The organism is Pseudovibrio sp. WM33 (assembly GCF_001623165.1).
In the GTDB taxonomy this organism is placed as follows: Bacteria; Pseudomonadota; Alphaproteobacteria; order Rhizobiales; family Stappiaceae; genus Pseudovibrio.
The window spans coordinates 63,590-80,647 of record NZ_LMCK01000010.1 but is presented as its reverse complement, the minus strand read 5'-3'; the positions used below and the strand labels follow the sequence as shown (position 1 = coordinate 80,647).

The following is a 17,058-nucleotide window of genomic DNA, read 5'->3' as shown; positions in this document are numbered from 1 at the left end:
GCAAAGCTGAGAACTAAAAAAGCCCCGGTCATCTGATCGGGGCTTTGTGTTTTCTTACTTCTTGTCGGCGTTGTTCAGCCGGGCAATCAGGCTGGAGGTATCCCAGCGATTACCGCCCATGCCTTGAACCTCTGAGTAGAACTGATCGACCAGTGCTGTCACCGGCAGGCGTGCGCCAACCTCGTCAGCTGCCTCAAGACAGATCTTCAGGTCCTTGCGCATCCAGTCCACCGCAAAGCCATGCTCGAACTCACCGTCACGCATGGTCTCCCAGCGGTTCTCCATCTGCCAGGACTGTGCAGCCCCGCCGTGCACTGCTGAAATAGCTTTTTCAACATCAAGGCCGGACTTCTGCGCAAAATGAATTGCCTCAGACAGACCCTGCACCAGACCAGCAATGCAAATCTGATTGACCATCTTGGTCTGCTGACCAGCGCCAACAGGACCCATCAAACCGGCAAACTTTGCAAAGCAATCGATTAACGGTTTTGCGCGATTGAAGACGTCTTCCTCACCGCCAATCATAACGGTCAGAACGCCATTCTCAGCACCTGCCTGCCCACCTGAGACGGGCGCGTCAAGGAAGGAAAATCCCCCCGCACGCGCTGCCTCATCCAGCTCGCGAGCCACCTGAGCAGAAGCTGTCGTATGGTCCACGAAGATTGCGCCAGCCTTCATGCCGTGAAATGCACCGTTCTCGCCAGTCGTGACAGAGCGCAGATCGTTGTCGTTGCCAACACAAGCAAAAACAACGTCACAGCCCTCAACGGCCTCCTGAGGGGTCAGAGCGAAGGAGCCATCGTATTCTTTGGCCCATGCCTCTGCTTTGGCTGTTGTCCGGTTGTAAACGGTAACGTCATGCCCACCACGTGAGGCCAGAAAACCCGCCATTGGGTATCCCATAACACCCAAACCAATAAACGCGACCTTTGCCATCGGACTATCCTTATAATCTTGAATCAGAGCGCAGCAACACTACCAGCTTCACCAGCAGATACCACGTAAATTCACGAGCGTGCGTTCCGTTTTATTGTATTCAACCAAACGACAAGAATTCGCTCCACCAAAGATGCGGGAGCGCGATGCGTGAGCGTTACTGAACGCAGCGCGCCCTAGGTGTACCAATGAAAAAAGCGCGGGCTTTTAGGCCTGCGCTTTCAAGTGTTGGTCTCAGCCTATTGGCTTATCTTTTCAGATGGCGCGTCAAGCGAGCCTCAATGCGATCCCATGCCCGGCGCAATGTCTCCACCATCACCAGATAGGCAATCGCAGCCCAAACATACGCCTGGAAGTCGTAGGTCCGTGAGAACGCGCGACGCGTTTCACCCATCAGATCGTAGATGGTGATGATCGCTACAATCGCGGAGCCTTTGATCATCAAAATGATCTCGTTGCCATAAGGGCGCAGAGAGACGATCAGCGCCTGCGGTAGAATAATTTTCCAGAAAGTCACCCACTTCGGAAGACCAAGCGCAGACGCAGCCTCCCACTGTCCTCGCGCAATGTTCTCAATGGAACCTCGCAGGATTTCGACCTGATAGGCAGCGGTGTTCAGCGTGAATGCCAGCACAGCGCAGTTCCATGCATCCCGGAAAAACCACCACAGATCAACGGACTGCAGCGGAACACGGAAGGTGCCGGCGCCATAATAGATCAGAAACACCTGAGCCAGCAGCGGTGTGCCACGGAAGAAATAGACGTAACCATATGCAATGCCATCCAGAATACGGTTCTTGCTCATCCGCATGAATGTCATCGGTATGGAAAGCAGAACGCCCAGCAGCATGGAAACGCCAACAAGCGTCAGTGTGATGATGAAGCCTGAAACAAATTTCTCACCATACTTGGTCAGGAACTTCGCATTGTGGGTGAGGGAAACAGGCAGCAGACCTTCGCCGCCAAACACCAATGCAACGCTGTTGGAATTCAGCAGGAACCATACAATGCCCAGTCCGCTGACAATCCAAAGTGTCAGCCAGGTGGTGCCAACAATACGCGTTGGCGTCCACGGACGGGATGTTGGAGACGGAGGAGGGGCTTTCGCCTGAATAGCCTGAGATTGAACGTAGCTTCCCGGAGCGCCGATAGATGCATCACTCATCTGGAGATCTCCCCGCGTTTAGCCCATGCATCCAGGCGGGAAATGCCACCGGAAGAGATCACAGCCAGAACGAGATAAATCATGCAAGCAACCGAAAAGAACAGGAACGGTTCTTTGGTGGTACGGGCTGCCATATTGGAATAGCGAATAATGTCCGCCAGACCGATAATGGAGACCAGAGATGTCTCTTTCAGCAAGATGAGCCACAGATTGCTCAGCGCAGGCAAGGACAGGCGGACGAGTTGCGGCAGGATAACCAGACGCATGGTCTGCACGTATCCCAGACCGAGCGCATTCGCGCCTTCATACTGGCCTTTGTTGATCGCGCGGAAGGCAGAAAGGAATGCTTCGGAAGCGTAGGAAGAAAACACAAGTGACAGGGCAATCATACCTGCCAGAAATGCGTTCACTTCAAAATAGAATTCCCCAAACAATGCAAGCACTTGTTGAATGAGGATCTGACCACCGTAATAGACAAGGAAAAGGGTTAGAAGCTCGGGAAGTCCCCGAAAAATTGTCGTGTAAATGTTGGCTGCAGCGCGGAGCGAAGGCTCTTCGGACTTCTTCGCAAGCGCCAGCAGAAAACCCAAAAGCAAGCCAAAGGGAAGGCTTGCTAACGCAAGGGAGACGGTCATAACAACGCCAAGTGCTATCTCATCGCCCCAGCCCATGTCCCCAAAGGACAAGAGTGTGAAAATTTCATTCATTACGGGGATTGCCCCTATTCTTTTTAGAACGGCGGGAAACTGGTCCCGCCGTCAGAGTGTATTGCAGCTTGACGCCATCACTCTCCGTAGGCGTCAAAGTCGAAATATTTATCGTTGATCTCTTTGTACTTTCCATTCTCACGTAAAGCAATAACCGCTTTGGAGAATAGGTCTGCCAAGTCTTGGTCGTTCTTACGAACACCTACACCAACGCCTTCACCATGTATCTCTGGAATAGGTGACATGGTACCGAGCAGTTTACAGCAATTGCCGTCCTCTGACTTCAACCAGTCTGAAAGAACAACTACGTCATCAACTGCAGCGTCAAGTCTACCACTTTCCAAATCGAGTTTATATTCATCAGCAGTAGGGTACAGAGACACTTCTGATTTAGTCAAAATGTCTTCAGCAAACACTGCGTGTGTCGCGCCAACCTGCGCGCCTACAAGAGCACCAGACATTCCTTCAATGGAGGCCTCAGTGATCTTGCTATCGTTTGGTACTGCCACTCCCGGAGGGGTCTGGTAGTACTTTTCAGAGAACTGAATGCGCTGCATCCGTTCTGGTGTGATGGACATAGATGCCATGATCGTGTCGTACTTGCCTGCAACGAGGCCAGGGATCAATCCGTCCCAGTCAACCGGCATCCATTCACATTCAACCTTCAGCTCAGCACAAAGTGCGTTGCCCAGTTCAATCTCAAAGCCAACCAGCTTGCCATCGGCAGTGGTGTAGGCAAATGGAGGGTACGAGGCTTCAGTACCAATTCGGACTTTGGTCCATTCCTTTGCCTGAACCTGAGTTGAAGCAAGAAGTGCGAGTGTTGCAACAGTGGCAAAGCGCATGAAGCCCATTTGTATTCCCCTTTGTAAATTCTTGGCAGGGGTCATCAAGATGGCTCCCTGCACAGCCGGAGCGCATATTTAAATGGAAGAAATAAGATTTCAACCTATTTGAGTATGGGTGTCAGCAGAAAATAGCCAATTAATTCCATCTTGAGAGGAGTAAGTTTCCATTTTGACAAGTTTTAGGCATGGTTGTCCCACAAAACGGTGATGCATCACAGAAATTTTCCCCAGCTTCGAATCTTTCTTGCTAGCTGCTACTCGCCAAATGCATCCTGAGAGAAATACTTGTCATTGATCGTCTTATAGGTGCCGTTTTCACGAATTGCGAGAATAGCCTGAGAGAAGCGATCCGCTAGCTCTTCCTGACCTTTGCGAACACCGACACCGATGCCCTGACCGTGTAGCTCAGGCTGGATTGGCAGAGAGCCAATGATTTTACAGCAAGAACCCGCTTCAGAATCCACCCAACTCTGCAAAACACCCAGATCATCAATCACGGCATCCAAACGACCGTTTTCGATGTCCAGCTTGTATTCTTCCGAGGTCGGGTACAGCGACACATCAGCGTCGGAGTAAATCTCTTCCGCCACAACAGAGTGGGTGGTGCCGCCCTGTGCGCCAATTAGCAGGCCTTCCAGAGCTTCAGGAGAGATATCGGAAACGGGAGAATCCTTAGGCACTGCAATGGTTGATGGCGTGTTGTAATAGCTGCGAGAGAACGAAATGCGCTCAAGACGCTCTTCCGTGATGGACATGCTGGCGATGATCGCATCGTACTTGCCAGCAACCAGACCTGGGATCATGCCATCCCACTCCTGCGTGCCCCACTCACACTCAACCTTCATCTCAGCGCAAAGTGCATCGCCAATCTCAACATCAAAGCCAGTCAGAACACCATCTGATCCTGTGAAGTTGAATGGAGGGTAGGCACCTTCTGTCGCAACACGCAGTTTGGTGATCTCATCTGCCTGAAGGGCTGAAACAGCGGTGAAGCTCATAAGTGTGGCAAGCGCCATACGGGCAAAAGACATTAGCGTATCCTCGTTCTTTTTGGCAGAGTGGCCATTTGGTTGTGCTCTGCATTTGTTGCCAAGGACACTATAAAAAATACTCAGGACTTCAACTGAAATAACGGAGATATCGGAAGAAAAATGCGCCATATGCCGTTATTGTGAAGTGATATCCGTTAATTCAACGGGTTATATGGAGAGAATATTTCTCCCGCTTTCTGGGTTAAGTGAGAAAACTATGTGCCTTCACACTCAGAAGAGCGGATTTAGGCTTTCCCGGAATCAATTACAATTTGCCATTTTGAGAGACTAAATGAGCCATTCTGCCAAACTGGTGACTTTGGTTGGTCAAATTGGCAAAATAAAACCCTCGGGCGCAAAATACCCGAGGGTCTCAAAACCGTCAGCTGATAAAACAGCTGAGTGCCAAGTTGTTCTTATTCGCCGTAAACGTCGAAGGAGAAGTACTTGTCATTGATTTCTTTGTATTTGCCGTTTGCACGCAGAGCAGCAATACCCTTGGTGAACAGAGCTGCAAGGTCTTCGTCGCCTTTACGAACGCCGATGCCTGCGCCTTTGCCATGGATCTCTTCAATGGACTGCATAGTGCCGAGGATCTTACAGCAAGAGCCCTGATCGGAATTGACCCACTCTGTCAGGACCATCACATCATCAACCGCTGCATCAACACGGCCATTCTCCAGATCCAACTTATACTCTTCAGAGGTTGGATAAAGAGCAATGTCAGAACCGTTCAGGATCTCTTCAGCAAACTGAGAGTGCGTGGTGCTGCCCTGTGCGCCAAGACGAACGCCTTTGAGGCCTTCTGGAGAGGCTTCGCTCAACTCGGAATCTTTGCGTACTGCGATGCCTGGAGGAGTGTTGTAGTACTTCTCAGAGAAGGAGATCTTTTCCATACGCTCTGGAGTAATGGACATGGATGCAAGGATAGTGTCGTATTTGCCTGCAATCAGACCAGGGATGATGCCGTCCCAGTCCTGAGTGACCCATGTACACTCAAGCTTCAGCTCGTCACAAAGAGCATTGCCGATTTCAACATCAAAGCCAGTCAGTGTTCCGTCAGCGGTGGTATAGTTGAATGGAGGATAGGCGCCCTCGGTACCCATGCGAACCTTTGTCCATTCTTTTGCTTCCGCGCCAGAAACTGCTGCCAACGCAATTGCTGCTACTGCTGCCAAACGCATAATACGCATATTATGTCCCCGAATTAATTATCTTGGCAGGGTTTCTTTAGGTAGGCCCCTGCATAACCGGAGCTTATGTTTCACTAAAAGTATCCGTAGATCAACCTATATACTAGGCATATTAGGCTAATTAATAGCAAAATGACGATGCTTCGCGGTAATATCTTGCAATATTTCGCAGCTTTGAGGGCAAACTTGTTAAAATTGCAACCAGTGATCTAGGCGTGGAAAAATGGCTCGCACGCGATTCTGAAAATGCGAGCCAGCAGAGTTACCTAAGGCCAATTTCATCAAAGCTGATGAACGGAACAAGATCACCTTTGCAAACAGAAATCATATCTTCTGTCAACTCAATGAAGCCATCGGCGAAAGTTAAAGAAGATAACAAGGCTGATCCGTCACTGTGATACTTGGTCAGTTTAATAATGCCATTTTCAGTCACACGGCGCCCGCACAAAAACTCACGGCGTCCGGCTTTGCGGCCAGAAACCTCAAAATCCGCAGCAATGTATTGGCGCGGCGCTTCAATGAAGTCAGCCCCGGCAAGCGCTTCAATCAACGGGCGCGTAAGAAATGCGAAGGCGACAGTGGCTGCCACAGGATTGCCCGGAAGGCCGATAAAAACGCAATCAGGCAGTTCGCCCACCATAAAGGGACGCCCGGGCTTAACTGCAAGGTGCCAAAAGGTGGTCTTGCCAAGCTTGGAGAGCGTCGCAGAGACGAAATCTTTATCACCACCACCAGCACCGCCAGAGGTCAGGATCACATCACATTCTTTGGAGGCAGCTTCTAACGCAGTTTCCACAATATCACGTTGATCCGCCAGAATGCCGAGATCCACCAGCTCTACCGGCAAATTGGCAAGCATACCGCGCAGCAGGAAGTGGTTCGCATCAAAGATTTGCCCGTCCTGCCGCGTTGTTCCCGGACGGATCAGTTCATTGCCCGTTGAAAAAACACCAACCTTCAGCCGGCGGTATGTTTGCAGTTGGTCAATACCGATGGAGGCAGTCGCGGCAATCTCCTGCGGGCGCAGCACAGTACCTGCCTTCACTATAGGTGCGCCTTTGGTCTGGTCTTCACCTTTGCGACGGATATTACAGCCAGCCGAATAGCTCCGAGACAGCTGAACCAAACGTGCTCCATCGCTTTCACTCTCAGAGCAATCTTCTTGAGGAACAACAAAATCGACTCCTTCGGGAACTGGTGCCCCCGTAAAAATGCGCGCAGCTTCTCCCGGCTTCAGCGCGACTTCCGGCATGGAGCCAGCAAAGACTTCCATGACCACAGGAAAGGAAGTTTGTGCAGAGCCATCTCGCTGAGTAGCAATCGCGTAGCCATCCATTGCAGAATTATCAAGTGGAGGAAGGTCGCAGGTTGCAATGATGTTTTCGGCAAGAACACGGCCATACGCCTCGTAAAGCGATGTTTCTTCTGCAGTGACTTTGCAGTGACCTAAACCTCGCAAATGAGAAAGGGCTTCGTCAAAGCTCAGACTGGGCGTTTTCGTGTTCATGTCTATTCCGGAAACTTGAGTGGGCGTGTTTCTTTATTTACCAGAGTCACGCCTTAGGATTTGGCAAAAATCAAAGATCTCACAGGCATCTGATCGTTTTGACGACTATTGCACCTGTAATTGAGCAAGATGCTCAAGTGCGATGGCAACATCTTCCGGCGTGTTGATGTTAAGGAAGGGATCAACCGCGTTCTGAAGTTCGAATTCCACGATGACGGGCGGATAATCTTTAAAAAAGCCTTTGATGCTGCGACCACCCTTCAAAAGGTACCCTTTCAAAGGGTCTACTAAGGCCACAGGCCACAAGCCAAATACAAAGTGGTCGCGCCCACCGCTGGAGCAAATGATTGGGGCGCCTGCATTCGTTTTTCTGCTGGCAGCAAGCGTCTCCACCAGGTTCGTTGGAAAAAACGGCGTATCAATTGCCACAGTCACAACGTCGGATGCGCCAGGAGCGTTTTGTCTTACCCAGCTCAATGAACTGTGAACACCAGCCAATGGCCCTAGATGGCCTTCAAGCTGATCTGAGAGCATCGGCAATCCCAGGCTTTCGTGAAGGTCACTTGGCTCATTCACGCTCAAAACACTCTGTGCGACTTGCCCATGCAAGCGGGAAGCAACATGTTCCAGCAAAGCCGTGCCATTCAGGTCTAGTAATGCTTTATCAGAGCCGCCCATGCGTCGGGACTTCCCACCGCAGAGGATACAGCCGATCACTTTGTTTCGCTTCTCTGTTTCAACAGACATACCTGATTTCCCACTTAGGCCTAGAGCGCGTTCCGTTTGATTGGATTCAATTAAACGAGAAGAATTCGCTCCACCAAAGATGTTAGAGCACGCCGCGTGAATGTTAATGAACGTGACGTGTTCTAACACACAAATCATCAGCGCTACTTGTGAGGCAGAATAGGGCAGGGTGCAAAGTGGCATCCAGTCGCAAACCACAAGAAAATACTCCTAAAGGCAGTGGGAGGAGAAGTGCCTTTAAGAGCGTCGGGGAGCGGTGGTCATGCCACCTTGGGGAACAAGCGTGGGACTACATGAGAGCAAGGCGACTGGTCAGCTGGCTTTCACTCATGTTCATCGAGAGTAGAAGCAGCAATTCCATCACCTCTTCGCTACAGGTGCGATCAGGGTGGGCCAGAAGATTGCCAAAGAACTTGGGGTAATGGCTATCGGCTTCCTCACGAAGGTCGCAGAAGTGCATCCAGCAATTATGAAAGAGCCTGAAATCCTGTTCTTCATTTGAAAGGACAGTCAGATCAGAATGCCGCTTATCTTCAAGCACACATTCAAACGTCCGCTTCACTAAGGGCCATGGGCCTTCCAAAAGCTGAAAAATATGATTGTCTGTCAAGATCAGGGCGCCGGTAACGCCTGCCATTGAGTTGATGCGCCGAATACGGGTCAACGATCGCTCGACTTCCTTGTCGAGGCTATAACGAAGCGCAGGCCAATGAATGCGGCTGCGATAACATAATTGCGTAACACTCATTGTCAGATCCTCCGGTTCATGAAAGCCTGACAGTAAATTCTTCTAAAAATGTAAAATACAGTGTTTAAAACATTGATACTTCTCGCTTTTTGCGAAAAAAAGAAAAAGCGGAGCCTATGGCCCCGCTTTCTCAAAGTCATGTAAGTCACTCAGACTTAGAGCATATCCTCGCAAAGTGCTCCCGGTTTTTGGGAACGGAGGACGCTCTAAGGAAAATCAGAGAGTGATGCGGTACATGGCAAAACCGTCTTTGCCTTCGCCAGCCGCTTCAATCTGAACGCCCTTCACGCCTTTCATGTGCTTTTCAGCAGCAGGTCCGGTCTCAAACAGAACAGTTGTGTCAGCAACAGGTTTGAAGTTCCAGTTCGCATCGGCGGATGGATTAATCGTACCTTGGTCCACAATGTACCGAACAATCACATCACGGTTTGTGTCCGGACCAACAAAGATGATCACATCATCATTGATGCCAGGGAAGTTACCACCACCGCCAGCGCGATAGTTGTTGGTTGCAACAACAAACTTCTGATCCATATCGATTGGCTTACCTTCAAACTGAAGGTTCACGATGCGGTTAGACTCTGGATGCGCAACATTGCCTTTACCGTCATACTTGGAAGGCTGTGTCAGGTCGATCTCGTAGGTAACACCGTCAATCACATCGAAGTTGTAAGAACGGAAATCAGCATCCAGAAGGACTTGGTCTTTCTTACCAGCTTCAATCTGGTTGAACATACCAGAAGAACGCTCAAGCCATTCCTTCACGTCTTTACCAGTGATCAGCACTGCACGTGTTGTGTTTGGGTAAAGGTAAAGGTCAGCAACGTTCTTAATTGCGATATCACCAGCAGCAACGTCAGTATAGTAGTCCGCACCACCGCGACCACCTGCCTTGAACGGAGCAGCAGCGGAAAGCACTGGTAGTCCAGCCCACTCAGTGTCCTTAAGCATTTCCTTAGTGTACCAGGTCTGCGCTTTAGAAACGATCTGAACAGACGGATCATCAGCCACCAGAGCAAAGTAGGAATGCAGCGGAGCAGAGGATTTTCCCACAGCGCGGCGCACATAAGAAAGCGTCTTTTGGTGATCATCCTCAACCGCTGCCAGCACTTCTTCATCACTGGAAACAAGAGGAATCCGCTTACGACCTTCTTTCTTATAGATAGACGGTACGTCTGTGGTGAAGTTTGCAATGCGCCAGCCGTTGTTACCGTCGCGCTCAATCATCAGATCGATGACACCGAGATGAGAACCCCAGAAACCGCCCATAGCAGCTGGTTTGCCTTGCAGGGTGCCTTTGACAGCATCAACGCCAGGAATGCCATCATAGCTAGGCCCCGGGAAGACATCGTGCTGGTGACCCGTAAACAGAGCATCAATGCCTTCAACACCAGCGATGTGTAGCGCAGTGTTTGCAGCTCCGTCTTCATGTTCGCCACCAGCGATACCACCGTGACACAACGCAATGATGAGGTCGCAGCCTTGTTCCTTCATTTCAGGAACCCATGCACGCGCAGCATCAACCATGTCACGAGTGTTCGCCTTACCAACCAGGTGACGGGAGTCCCAATTCATGATCATTGGAGGAACGAAGCCAACAAAACCCACTTTAATCGTGTGCTCGATGCCAGCACCGTCTTTGATCTTCTTCTCAACAATAGTGTACGGCTTCAGGAACAGATCATCCTTACGGCCATTGGAAGCAAGGGTGGTACCTTTGGAAACATTGGAAGAAACAACAGGGAAGTTTGCGCCAGAAAGAACCTTCATCATGAAGTCCAGACCGTAGTTGAACTCATGGTTTCCTAATGTGCCAGCGTCGTAACCCAGTACGTTCATGCCTTTGATGACCGGGTGGATATCACCTTCACGCATGCCGCGCTCGTAGGCGATGTAGTCGCCCATCGGGTTGCCCTGCAGGAAATCACCATTATCAACGAGCATGGAGTTGGTTGCTTCAGAGCGCAGCTTTTTGATGATAGTTGCTGTGCGAGCAAGGCCAGCCGTGTCCATTGGGCGGTCAGCATAATAGTCATATGGAGTGACGTGGACGTGGAGGTCGGTTGTTTCCATCAAACGCAAGTGCGCTGTGTTCTCTTTTGCAAGAACAGAATATGGATGCACCATTGCAATGGCACCGGTAGCGGCCATGCCCCCCAGCACGCTACGACGATTCATTAAAATAGGATTAGACACGATTGCCTCCTAGCCCGTGGAAAATGCAGAACATAATTGTCAGCATGAATTTTGCCCGATCCTCCAGCTTCTGGTCGCAGCAGCAAGAGGGTTCTTAGGCCCCTAAATACCATGCATTCCCCTCAGTTTGTGGGCCTAATGTATCAGGAACATGAAACAGGTTCTCCAATGCGTAAGGCAGATCCCCTAGGCGGTGCGCTAATCCTCAGAAGACACTGGGTTTTATCTGCAATGAAAGATTTTGCGTGAAGCGCAAATATCTGTGAATTTGTGATGGTGACCTCAACTTTGCGTGAACTCTGCTCAACTGATTGCATGCCGGGTTGGCAAAACAGGTTGCGAATGTGCAAAGGACAAAGAACGTCTTTGGTGAATTCTGTATTGCTCTATTCTTCGTGCGAAGTATACCAAGATATAAAAGAACCATCGGCAAAAGCTTGCACATTCAGATTGCAGGCATATTTGTTTTCAAGATCATATTATCCCTCTCTGCAATACAGAGCTTTACAGGGTGTGCACTATGGACAACGACAGACCTAAAGGATTGTGGGGGCGCCTCAAAGGCGGGTTCACATCAGGCAAGAACCATAAGGATACTGAAGAGACTATGGCTGGGTTGACGCAGGAGCGCGTTCTCGACGTGCTCAAACAGGTTAAATCGCCTGATGGCAAGAGCAACATTGTTGATCAGGATCTGGTTGCAGACCTGTTTGTATCAGATGGCCGTGTCGTCTTTTCAATCAGAGTACCCGCAGAGCGAGCTTCTGAACTTGAAGGGCTTCGCTTGGCCGCTGAGAAGGTTGTGTCGGTGCTTCCTGATGCTGAAACGGTCCTTGTCGCACTCACAGCAGAAAAACAACCTGGCTCTCCATCTGCGCCACCACCTGCTGCACGTAAAGCTCCGCCGAAAGGCGCCTCAATGCCAGCAAAGCAGGAAGTACCTGGCGTGAAACACATTATTGCTGTTGCATCAGGTAAAGGTGGGGTTGGTAAATCAACAACATCAGCCAATCTCGCACTTGCTCTTTCTGTAATGGGCTTGAAGGTTGGTTTGCTGGATGCTGATATCTACGGCCCATCCATTCCAAAGCTTATGGGAGCATCTGGGCAGCCGGAAGTTCTTGAAAACCGTATTATGAAGCCTCTGGAAGCTCATGGCATCAAGCTGATGTCTATTGGTTTTCTGGTAGAAGAAGAAACAGCCATGATCTGGCGTGGCCCAATGGTGGTGTCTGCCCTCAATCAGATGCTGCGCGAAGTTGACTGGGGTGAGCTGGATGCGCTTATCGTTGACCTGCCGCCAGGAACGGGTGATGTTCAGTTGACTATGGCTCAAAAAGTACCTCTGACAGGCGCTTTGGTCGTTTCAACACCACAGGACCTTGCGCTTCTGGATGCACGCCGCGGTATTGCCATGTTTGAGAAGGTCGCGATCCCTGTATTGGGTGTCGTAGAAAACATGAGTCACTTTGTCTGCCCAGACTGCGGTGGCACGCATGAGATCTTTGGTCATGGTGGTGCAAAAGCAGAAGCTGAGAAGATGAAAGTCCCATTCTTGGGTGAAGTGCCCCTGACGATGGAAATCAGAGAGCAATCTGATACAGGCACCCCAATCACAGTGAGTAACCCAGACAGTCCAGTCTCAAAGGCCTACGGCATCATTGCTGCTGGCCTGTGGCAGGGCGTCCTTCAACCCACTGGCGATGCTGCAAGGTCAGCACCTAAAATCGTTATTGGTTGATCGGTAATAAATTGACTTGATTGATAAGGCTTCACTTAGACGGCAGGTAGTCATCTCATTGACATCTGCCGTTTCTGTTTGCAGTGCCAGTTGTACGAAATGCAATTATGAAAGGCATAGTTCATTAAGTTCCGACTTTATCCAGTCTATGAATGCCTTGCACTTATGTTTCTGAAATGAATTTTCCAACCCAACCAGCATATAGTGAGCAGTTGCAGAAATTTCGAATTCGAATGGTTTCGCCAGCAGACCAAGTCGTGCGTCATGCGCGCACAAAACTTTGCGGCCAAGAATAACACCAGCCCCCTCAATAGCTGCATCCTGAGCATGGTCAATCTGAGAAAAGTGCATCCCTTTCTCCGACCAGGAGGCCCTAGAGATTCCAACAGTCTTTAACCATGCCTTCCATCCCGGTGCGTTCAAGAATGTCGCCATGCTGTCTTCGTGAAGCAAAGTAAAGTTCTTTAGGTCGGCTGGCTCATTCATTTCATTCGCCAGTTGAGGCGCACACATGGGTGTAAGAAAATCTTCCGCTAGAAAATCAATATGTAATCCCGGATATGGCCCACGCCCAAAGCGGAGCCCGAGATCAACATCGTCCCTGTAGAAATCTACGAGCTTCAAATTGGCGGAAATGCGAAGTTCAATTTCAGGATAAGCCTCCATGAAGCGATAAATCCGAGGTGCAATAACCTTGGAAGCTGTTCCCGGTCCCGTGGATATAACGAGGACTTTATCCTCATCTACTCCTTTAATGCGTGCAATAGCCTCGCTGAAGTTTTCTAACCCAGCTTTAACGCCCGGCAACAATCGGTGCCCAGCTGAAGTTAGCTCAATCACTCGATTCAAACGTGTAAACAACTGAGTCTGTAGCTGATCTTCGAGCATCTTGACCTGATAACTCAATGCCGACGGCGTAAGCCCAAGCTCATTGGCTGCCTTCGCAAAGCTCATGTGCCGTGCAACGCATTCAAAGGCCCTGAACGAATTGAGTGGAGGAAGGGAGTAACGCATTTCGCCTCAAAAAAACTGATCCGAATACTTGAAATTACTCGTTTGTCAGGGTCTTCGCCACAAGACTATTGTCCAACGAAAATGTGGCAAGGAGAATACGATAATGAACTTTCTGGCGAAAGAGATCTTCCAAAATCAAACCGAAATAACGGAGTTGCCAATGCAAAGACTTTTAATGCAAGGCCGCTACGCGCGATCCCACGCATTTCATGTCTTGTGGAGAGGTTTTTGGAAAGACGCGAAGCCGCAGAGAAACAGAGAGAAACGAATTGAGCTAAAGAAATAAAACTATGCACTGCGAAAACTGACAACTAATAGGCAAAGTAAACAAATGGTTAGCGAATTACTGCAAATTTTACCTAATGAAAAAATTATTTAAATCAATAAGTTAGTGACATTATGTGTGTGCTGAATTTGTAGAGATCACCATGCACTACTGATAATAGTGCTTATGCCCAACAAACTTAAATTGCTCTGCAAATTTGATTCATAAATTGGCAAGAAATGAAGGCTTAGGTTGCAACTAGTCCCGATGAGGAGTGGGGCTTCTAGGGTTCAATACGGAGTTTAAAACATGTTTGCTAAGTTTCTTAAGGACGAGTCTGGCGCAACTGCAATCGAATACGGTATTCTGGCAGCTTTGATAACAGTTGCAATTATTGCAACTGTATCAACGCTAGGCACAAACCTTACTAATATATTTAAAGCGGTTTCAGATAAGCTGGTAGTTCCAACTACTTAAACAGCATAAACAAGAAAAACCCAGATACATCTGCATCTGGGTTTTTCTTGTTGATTAAAACTAATCAAAGACTACTTTGATACTAAAATCACCCGCCCGTCACGCTCATATGCCGTGTTCCAGTTGCAGACTTGTTATCCCGGTCGATAATAAAGTCATGCCCCTTTGGCTTTCGTGCAATCGCTGATTCAATCGCTTCCGAAAGCACTTCATTTCCTTCAGATGCTCGCAAGGCTGCACGTAAGTCCTTTTGATCTTCTTGGCCAAGGCACATGAACAACTGTCCGGTGCAGGTCACACGCACACGGTTACAGCTTTCACAAAAGTTGTGTGTCATCGGGGTGATGAAACCAAGACGGCCTCCAGTCTCTTCAATCTGCATATAACGGGCAGGGCCGCCGGTCTTGTACGGAATGTCTGTCAGTGTGTACTTGGCGGAGAGTGCCTTACGCACGTCGCTCAGCGGCAGATACTGCTCATTCCGGTCTCCATCAATCTCACCAAGTGGCATTGTCTCGATGAATGTCAGGTCGTGCCCGCGTTCATGCGCCCATTCCAGCATCGGGATGAGCTCATCCTCGTTGAAATTCTTAAGTGCAACCGCGTTCAACTTGATCTGAAGACCGGCTTCCTGAGCGGCCTTGATGCCATCGAATACCTTTTGAATATCACCCCACCGAGTAACATCCTTGAACTTGTCTGCATTTAAGGTGTCGAGAGAGACGTTGATGCGCCGCACACCTGCTTCATACAGTTCTTGAGCGTAGCGTTCGAGCTGCGTACCGTTCGTAGTAATGGTGAGTTCATCAAGTGCGCCGCTATCCAGATGCCGCTTCAGGCCGCGGATGAAGCTCATGATATTCTTACGAACCAACGGCTCCCCACCGGTGAGGCGGATTTTGCGGACGCCTTTTTCAATGAAAACGGCGCAGAGGCGATCCAGCTCTTCCAGTGAAAGAACGTCTTTCTTGGGAAGGAAAGTCATGTGCTCGGACATGCAATAGACGCAGCGCAAATCACAACGATCAGTCACAGAGACGCGAAGATACGTCACGGCGCGGCCGAACGGGTCAATCAATGCTGGGTGGGCACCCTGCTGTTTGTCCTCGGCATATTGCCCCATGGAAACCTCCACTCACGTATCTCTTTTGGCGACGAATTTAACAATTCTAATGTAGTACGCAATGAGTTAGCGTCAATCCATCAGTAAGGAGTTCCAGTGGATTTAACTAGAAATATATCTTAGAACCACAGGTATAATTCCTAAATCATCAATACTGAGTTCCATGAACTTGGGCAAGGATAAAAAAATATGTCGGATACACGCTGGCCTACGCAAATCCACCTAAAAAACCAAGGCAAAAATCTTGAAATTACTTTTGATGATGGCCTTGAAGTCTCGTTTACCTCGGAGTTTCTGCGAGTAATGTCCCCATCAGCAGAAGTGCAAGGGCATACTCCAGATCAACGAAAAGTGATTGCGGGGAAGCGGGATACAACGATTATCGGTGTAGATCCAGTTGGAAACTATGCAGTTAAACTGACATTTGATGACCTGCACGATACCGGAATTTTCACGTGGACCTATTTTCAGGAAATGAACGATCAAAAAGACTTTTTATGGAATCGATATCTGAGTGAACTGCAGGAACGTGGTTTGAGCAGAGAGCTCAGCAAGTAGGGCTGACACAAAGTCAGCCCTATGTGGTCTAGCGAAGCACGATCACCTTCGTGCCGACATTGACATTGTCATAGAGGTGAATGACGTCTTCATTTGCCATCCTGATACAGCCAGATGAGACCGCTGAACCAATCGTCCATGGCTCATTGGAGCCGTGAATGCGATAGATGGTGCTGCCAATATACATAGCGCGAGCACCAAGTGGGTTGTTTGGGCCACCCTTCATGAAGCTAGGCAGGTTACGTCCTTTACGGCGTTCACGATCAATCATGACTTTTGGCGGTGTCCAGCTTGGCCACTCAGCTTTGCGGGTAATTCGGTGAGTTCCTGACCACTGGAAACCCTGACGACCGACGCCAACGCCGTACACCATCGCGGTACCATTACCGCGAATATGGTAGAGGCGTCGATCTTTTGTGCTGATCACAATGGTGTTCGGACCGTATGAGCCGTTGTACCTGACCTGCTTACGTTTGATTGGAGATTTTCCGTGGTGAGCAGAACCATAGGAAACCCATTTTTTGGATGCATGATCAAAGAACTTGCCAGATGCTGCGGCATCTGCCTGAGTTCCGGTAAATAGTGCTGCGAAGCAAAGAGCAACACTCGCGATAAGTATGCGCATTGATACCCCCTAGGATATTGTTGTTTGTTTTATCTCGTTTGCATGAGGGAATTTATGCAGCGAGTAGGGAGACGCTCGCAGCTTAGAATGTCAAATATATTAATTGTTGAAGTAATTCAGACTACAACTGCTGCTATATACTTCTTATGGAAAAGGAAATTACTAGAGAGTCATTCG

The 17,058-nt window shown here is 49.3% G+C and carries 16 protein-coding genes; 3 read left to right on the top strand and 13 right to left on the bottom strand.

Features of this window, described 5'->3' with window-relative positions:
• Positions 1-54: 54 nt before the first annotated feature.
• From PsWM33_RS02445 to PsWM33_RS02400, 10 genes are all read right to left on the bottom strand, one after another.
• A complete protein-coding gene (locus tag PsWM33_RS02445; protein WP_063299085.1) occupies positions 55-936 on the bottom strand; it encodes an NAD(P)-dependent oxidoreductase in 882 nt (293 codons plus the stop codon).
• Positions 937-1,183: 247 nt separating this feature from the next.
• A complete protein-coding gene (locus tag PsWM33_RS02440; protein WP_063299084.1) occupies positions 1,184-2,101 on the bottom strand; it encodes an ABC transporter permease in 918 nt (305 codons plus the stop codon).
• Positions 2,098-2,808 (bottom strand): ABC transporter permease, encoded by a 711-nt coding sequence (locus tag PsWM33_RS02435; protein WP_063299083.1) that lies wholly within the window; start codon positions 2,806-2,808, stop codon positions 2,098-2,100. Before PsWM33_RS02435 ends, PsWM33_RS02440 begins: the two co-directional genes overlap by 4 nt.
• Positions 2,809-2,885: 77 nt before the next feature.
• Positions 2,886-3,662 (bottom strand): transporter substrate-binding domain-containing protein, encoded by a 777-nt coding sequence (locus PsWM33_RS02430; RefSeq protein ID WP_063299082.1) that lies wholly within the window; start codon positions 3,660-3,662, stop codon positions 2,886-2,888.
• 248 nt (positions 3,663-3,910) lie between these two features.
• Complete coding sequence (locus PsWM33_RS02425) at positions 3,911-4,687, bottom strand: transporter substrate-binding domain-containing protein (RefSeq protein ID WP_063299117.1); 777 nt, start codon at positions 4,685-4,687, stop codon at positions 3,911-3,913.
• Positions 4,688-5,103: 416 nt separating this feature from the next.
• The gene (locus tag PsWM33_RS02420) at positions 5,104-5,880 is read right to left on the bottom strand and encodes a transporter substrate-binding domain-containing protein (protein ID WP_063299081.1); all 777 of its coding nucleotides are present in this window, start codon (positions 5,878-5,880) and stop codon (positions 5,104-5,106) included.
• 262 nt (positions 5,881-6,142) lie between these two features.
• Complete coding sequence (locus PsWM33_RS02415; protein ID WP_063299080.1) at positions 6,143-7,387, bottom strand: molybdopterin molybdotransferase MoeA; 1,245 nt, start codon at positions 7,385-7,387, stop codon at positions 6,143-6,145.
• A 105-nt stretch (positions 7,388-7,492) separates the two neighbouring features.
• Positions 7,493-8,134, bottom strand: coding sequence for a molybdenum cofactor guanylyltransferase MobA (gene mobA / locus PsWM33_RS02410; protein ID WP_063296383.1), 642 nt, complete (start codon positions 8,132-8,134; stop codon positions 7,493-7,495).
• Between the two features lie 289 nt (positions 8,135-8,423).
• Positions 8,424-8,882 carry a BLUF domain-containing protein gene (locus PsWM33_RS02405; protein ID WP_082826839.1) on the bottom strand — a complete coding sequence of 153 codons (459 nt, stop codon included), beginning with the start codon at positions 8,880-8,882 and terminating at the stop codon, positions 8,424-8,426.
• 216 nt (positions 8,883-9,098) lie between these two features.
• Positions 9,099-11,033 carry a bifunctional 2',3'-cyclic-nucleotide 2'-phosphodiesterase/3'-nucleotidase gene (locus tag PsWM33_RS02400; protein ID WP_082826838.1) on the bottom strand — a complete coding sequence of 645 codons (1,935 nt, stop codon included), beginning with the start codon at positions 11,031-11,033 and terminating at the stop codon, positions 9,099-9,101.
• Between the two features lie 652 nt (positions 11,034-11,685).
• Between PsWM33_RS02400 and PsWM33_RS02395 the strand changes: the two genes are divergently transcribed.
• Positions 11,686-12,819, top strand: coding sequence for an Mrp/NBP35 family ATP-binding protein (locus tag PsWM33_RS02395; protein WP_063299115.1), 1,134 nt, complete (start codon positions 11,686-11,688; stop codon positions 12,817-12,819).
• Positions 12,820-12,924: 105 nt separating this feature from the next.
• On the opposite strand, the gene gcvA is transcribed toward PsWM33_RS02395, so the two are convergent.
• Positions 12,925-13,833, bottom strand: a complete 909-nt coding sequence (gene gcvA, locus PsWM33_RS02390; protein WP_063299078.1) for a transcriptional regulator GcvA — start codon at positions 13,831-13,833, stop codon at positions 12,925-12,927.
• A gap of 574 nt (positions 13,834-14,407) precedes the next feature.
• Between gcvA and PsWM33_RS26630 the strand changes: the two genes are divergently transcribed.
• Positions 14,408-14,575, top strand: a complete 168-nt coding sequence (locus tag PsWM33_RS26630; protein ID WP_082826837.1) for a Flp family type IVb pilin — start codon at positions 14,408-14,410, stop codon at positions 14,573-14,575.
• Between the two features lie 88 nt (positions 14,576-14,663).
• On the opposite strand, the gene moaA is transcribed toward PsWM33_RS26630, so the two are convergent.
• Positions 14,664-15,698, bottom strand: a complete 1,035-nt coding sequence (moaA, locus tag PsWM33_RS02380) for a GTP 3',8-cyclase MoaA (protein ID WP_063299076.1) — start codon at positions 15,696-15,698, stop codon at positions 14,664-14,666.
• Positions 15,699-15,887: 189 nt separating this feature from the next.
• On the opposite strand from moaA, the gene PsWM33_RS02375 reads away from it, so the two are divergent.
• The gene (locus PsWM33_RS02375) at positions 15,888-16,256 is read left to right on the top strand and encodes a gamma-butyrobetaine hydroxylase-like domain-containing protein (RefSeq protein ID WP_063299075.1); all 369 of its coding nucleotides are present in this window, start codon (positions 15,888-15,890) and stop codon (positions 16,254-16,256) included.
• A 28-nt stretch (positions 16,257-16,284) separates the two neighbouring features.
• On the opposite strand, the gene PsWM33_RS02370 is transcribed toward PsWM33_RS02375, so the two are convergent.
• Positions 16,285-16,881, bottom strand: a complete 597-nt coding sequence (locus PsWM33_RS02370) for a L,D-transpeptidase (protein ID WP_063299074.1) — start codon at positions 16,879-16,881, stop codon at positions 16,285-16,287.
• Positions 16,882-17,058 lie beyond the last annotated feature (177 nt).